The organism is Roseibium sp., from assembly GCF_025698965.1.
In the GTDB taxonomy this organism is placed as follows: Bacteria; Pseudomonadota; Alphaproteobacteria; order Rhizobiales; family Stappiaceae; genus Roseibium.
This window is the reverse complement of sequence record NZ_JAILWL010000481.1, coordinates 1-4,868: the sequence shown is the minus strand read 5'-3', so window position 1 is coordinate 4,868 and position 4,868 is coordinate 1. Positions and strand designations below refer to the sequence as shown.

4 protein-coding genes are annotated in these 4,868 nt (G+C 56.5%); 3 read left to right on the top strand and 1 reads right to left on the bottom strand.

Annotated elements, in window-relative coordinates:
- From K5905_RS27535 to K5905_RS27525, 3 genes are all read left to right on the top strand, one after another.
- On the top strand, positions 1-1,198 hold a 1,198-nt coding region (locus tag K5905_RS27535), incomplete at its 5' end, for a TRAP transporter large permease subunit (protein ID WP_297590302.1).
- A gap of 4 nt (positions 1,199-1,202) precedes the next feature.
- Positions 1,203-2,471 carry an FAD-binding oxidoreductase gene (locus K5905_RS27530; protein WP_297590299.1) on the top strand — a complete coding sequence of 423 codons (1,269 nt, stop codon included), beginning with the start codon at positions 1,203-1,205 and terminating at the stop codon, positions 2,469-2,471.
- 1 nt (position 2,472) lies between these two features.
- Positions 2,473-3,192 carry an aspartate/glutamate racemase family protein gene (locus K5905_RS27525; protein WP_297590296.1) on the top strand — a complete coding sequence of 240 codons (720 nt, stop codon included), beginning with the start codon at positions 2,473-2,475 and terminating at the stop codon, positions 3,190-3,192.
- A 48-nt stretch (positions 3,193-3,240) separates the two neighbouring features.
- On the opposite strand, the gene K5905_RS27520 is transcribed toward K5905_RS27525, so the two are convergent.
- A partial coding sequence (locus tag K5905_RS27520; protein ID WP_297590294.1) for an AsmA-like C-terminal region-containing protein occupies positions 3,241-4,868 on the bottom strand: 1,628 nt, incomplete at its 5' end.

Sequence of the window (4,868 nt, the reverse complement as noted above, 5' to 3'; positions counted from 1 at the left end):
AGCTGCGATCTTTCCCGCCATGTTGCACTATGTCGGCGTCTTCACCGTTGTGCACCTGATGGCGCGCAAGCTGCACTTGAAAGGCCTGACCCGCGAACAGCTGCCACACCTCAAAGCCGTGTGGAGCGAGGGCTGGGCAAACGTCGTCCCCCTGATCGGCTTGCTGACGGTTCTCTTTTCCGGATACACGCCGTTCATGTCCGCCTTCTGCGGGATTTCGCTTGCAGTCATCGCCGGCATGTCGCGCATGAAAGAGCCGGTGACGCTGGTCTATGCCGCACTCTTTATTGCCTTTGTCGTTTGGAAATATCTCGGAGGTGGTTTCGAGCTGACAATCTCCTTCGTCCTGATTGCAGGAAGCATCGTTGCCACATTCAACCCGCAGCCGCGTATTCGCATGCAGGAAATGGGCGACACACTCGAAATGGGAGTGAAATACGCACTTGCAGTGGGAGCGGCAGCGGCCGCCGTCGGCATCGTTGTCGGCGTGATCAATACGACCGGCATCGGATTCCGCATCGGCTTCATGGTGACCCAGGGCGCCAGTGCCCTCGGGTCCGACCTGCATGGCCTGTTTGCCTTTGGTGACTGGCAACTGTTTTCGGTTGAAGACCTGACCCTGTTCATCAGCCTGGTCTTCATCGCCGTTGCCTGCATCCTCATGGGGGCGGGTGTTCCGACCACCGCGCTTTACATCATGCTTGTTTCGGTTGCGCAGCCGGCACTGGCTCAGCTCGGCATTCCTCCGATCGCAAGCCATATGTTCGTGCTCTATTACGGCGTCGTGGCCGAGATCACACCGCCCGTGTGCACGTCCGCCTATGCAGCGGCAGCGATCGCCAATTCCAACCCATTCCGAACCGGGGTCTCTGCCTTCACGCTGGGTCTTGGCAAGGTTCTGGCTCCTATGGCCTTCGTCTACGCCCCAGTGCTCCTGATCGTCTCGTCGACCGGTTTCAACTTGCTTGAATTCAGCTACACGGCGGTGAGCTGCATTGCAGGCGTGATTGCCCTGTCGACTGCGGTCGTCGGCTATTGGCTGGTGCCCATGGCTTGGTTCTATCGCGTTTTGATGGCTCTGGCCGGACTTGTACTGATCGCGCCTTCGCTGCAGGCGGATCTTGTAGCACTGCTCATTGCCAGCCCTGCGCTTTTAAGCCAGATCGTCACCCGCCGCGAACAAGCGTATTCGGCCTGAACCCATGGAAGACAAAGTCACTATTCTTGGTGCGGGAGCCGTCGGCATCTGCACCGCACTCTCGCTCGCCGAACGCGGCGTCCCGGTTCGCCTGATCGACAGGGCTGAGCCCGGGCAGGAAACAACATTCGGCAATGCGGGTGTTATCTCGCCCTGGTCGTTTATCCCACAATCGCTGCCCGGGACCTGGAAGAAGCTTCCCAACCTCCTTTTGGGGAAATACCGCCCCTTGAGCGTGCAGGGCAGCTACTGGGCGAAGATGGTGCCCTGGGGACTAACGTTCTTGAAGAACGGAGCCGCGCAGCGCGTCGAAGAAATCTCCAATGCTATGGAACCGCTTTGTGCGCCTTCTGTTGACCTCTATCGGCGACACCTTTCCGGGACAGGTGCGGAGAACCTGATACGCGACAGCGTTTACGTGCATGCTTTTCGCAACAACAACAGGGATGTGCTGGAGGCGATCGATTATCGCATCCGCCGGGAAAAGGGCGGTACGCTGGAGCTTGTCGGTGAAGATGACCTCCGCCGCATCGAACCTGCCGTGTCGTCCGAGTTCAAAGCTGCAGTGATTATTCATGATCAGGCCCGCGCGGTTGCACCTGGACGCGTGGCGGCAGTGCTTGCCGAAAAAGCAGCCAGGCTCGGCGTTGAAATTGTTCGCGATCAGGTCAATTCCCTGAAGCGGCAAAACGATCTTTGGCGGATTGAGGGCGACGCGAACCACTACAGCGCAAAGAGCGTTGTTGTTGCCATGGGTGCCTGGTCTGCCGAATTGCTGAAATCACTTGGCATATCCGTGCCACTGGCGGCCGAGCGAGGGTATCACGTCGAGTTTCCGGACCCCGGCATCACTCTCAACCATTCGGTGATGGACATGGATGCCAAATTCGTTGCCAGCAGTATGTCGGAAGGTCTGCGGGTTGCGGGGTATGCCGAGTTTGCCGACGTTGATGCGCCGCGGGACGAACGCAAGCAAAGCCGGATCACGGCTCAGGCAAAAGCGGCTTTCCCGGACCTCAATGATACCAGGTCAAGTTTTTGGATGGGCAGGCGTCCATCCTTCCCCGACAGTTTGCCGATGATCGGAGAATTCACCGGGCATAGCGGGCTTTATGCCGGTTTCGGCCATTCTCACTACGGGCTGATGATGGCACCGAAAACGGGTGAACTTCTGGCCGATTTCCTGACAAACCGAAATCCCAATCTCGATTGCACACCATATAGAACAGATCGTTTTTCGAAAGGACGACCTGTCAGGCAGGAGTATTCTTAAGATGCCAACACAACCGCGCCCGATAGGATTGCTCTGTCTGGACACGCATTTCGCCAAACCGGCAGGTCACATCCGCAACGAACAGAGCCTGCCCTTCCCCGTTCGCAAGGCCGTTGTCAAAGGCACCTCGATCGCGGACCTTCTGGAGCGGCCAAGCCTCAAGTTCTTCGAACCTTTTCTGGAAGCCTCCCGCGATCTGGAACGTGCGGGATGTTCGGCAATCACCGGCAGCTGCGGCTTCATGGCGCTGTACCAACGGGAATTGACCGCGCAAGTTTCCATTCCGGTGTTTGCCTCCAGTCTGATCCAGATCCCGTTGATGCATCAGATGTCAGGTCTTAGCGGAAAGGTCGGGGTCATCACGGCGCGAAAAGAGGCCATGACGCAGGCACATCTGGACGCGGTCGGAGCTGGTTCGACGCCAGTTGTTCTGGCAGGCATGGAGGATCAGCCGGAATTTTCGGACGTGATCCTCAACAGCAAGCGTGATCAAATTGACCGTTCCAGGCTCGGCGCGGAACTGATGACTGTCGGCAAAAAGCTTTTGCAGGATCATCCGGATGTCAGATCGATCGTTCTGGAATGCACGGACCTGCCTCCCTACGCATACCAGCTTCAATCCACATTGGGTCTGCCGGTCGCGGATCTGACGACGCTCGCGATGATGGTCCATTCAATCGTCACCCGCAGCGCATATCAGGGCGAAGACTGTTTCAATTGAGGCTGGCCTGAGGCCGTAAGATCTCCGGTGAGAACGCCGTGAATACTACTATTTCGGACCTGAGTTTTTCGGCAAAACACAAGGGCGCGCCTTTTCGTCAACCGCTCCGGATCCCCGGAAAATATGCCCAATCAGATTAATTGGCAGGGAGGCTATTTCGCCCACGGCCCTCCCCGGCCCCGCATCTTGCACGATCAGGTCCGGCTTGGTGAGTGTCCCCCTCAATTCGAACGGCGAGACGATCTCAACAAGCTGCTTGCGCTTGGCGCGCGGCATGAAGGAAAGGTTCAGTGCTCCGCTTTTGAAGTTGATGCTGCCTGCACCCACAATCTGAACGTTTTCCGTCTCGACGATCATGGACTTGGTCGTCGCGTTGCCTGCCTTGAAATGCAACGGCAGCACGGCACAAACGAGTTTGGTGCCCTGTTCCTGATTTCCGGTCACCAGCCAGGTGAAGGCATTCATGCCGGTCAGATCCAGCATTCTGTTGGGAAGCACACCACCCCATAAGGAGGCCGTCACGCTGCCTGAAAGTGACTTCAAAAAACCGGCCTCGGAGGCAGCGCTGCCGGTCACATCGAAACTTGCATAGACAGTACTGGAAATCGGTGCCTGCAGCCCAAGCTCGTTCATCAGGCTTTTGAGCGGAAACTTTTCCATGCGGCCATGGGCAGTAGCGGTTTGTGCCTGTGAGGCATAATCAACCCCGAAATCCCCCTTGATGGTGCCGCCGATAAAATCGAACTTCAGCGCGGCTAGCTGTAGTTTGTCTTCGCCATACTTGATTGTGCCCGACAAATTTCCTGCGGATTTATTGCCTGAGACAAATTTCTTCACATCAAGACCGACATCGACTTTCAGGGTCGATTTAAACTCCTCTGAAAGTTCGATGTCGTCATCGGACCCGATCGTTCCGAGCTTGGCGAATTCCACCAGTCCGGCCAGATCGCTCAGGTCCATTTGCGCAGAGGATATTGCTCCGCCGAGCAGCAGAACGTCGCTGCCCGCCTCGGGAACCAAATCGAGACCGGCATCAATACTCGTTGTTCCGGAGGTCAGTTTACCGTTCAGATTTGCCCCGTCTGAGGAGAACCCGATCGAACCGGAAAAACCCATTTCAGGCAACGAGTGGTTTGATGTGGCACCGAGAGCATTCAGGAACCTTGAAGGCTCCGGCATGCGGAGTACGGTTGAAAACTCAAGTTCGTCCAGCACCCTAAATTCCGGAATAGTCAGTGCAAAGGTGAGATCAAGAATGTCCGTGTCGACCGCATTTCCGCGCAGGGTTTCAAGCCCAAGGCTTCCAGATGCATCACTGAGAGTAACGTTCCCTTCGATAAACCCGAGTTCGGGAATGGAGCCGGCTTCCCGATCAAGCAACAGTGCCGACGGAAAGCGATAAGGACCGGAAAGGTGAACACCTGCCAATGCCATTAGATCATCAATTCCACCCGTCATGGTCAGATAGGGCTTGTCCGTTGGGCCATCTTGAACGGTCATGTCCCTGAGCCCTATCTTGTTGTCGGCGGATTTGACCACTTTACCGACAGAGATCGGACCAATTTCATCGAAATCCAGCAGCACCGCGTCCGTCACGATTTGGGCGTTTCCAACGGCAAGAGCATCAAGCGGTCCGTGAACATTTCCGGAAACTTCTTTGACATTGATCGCAAACA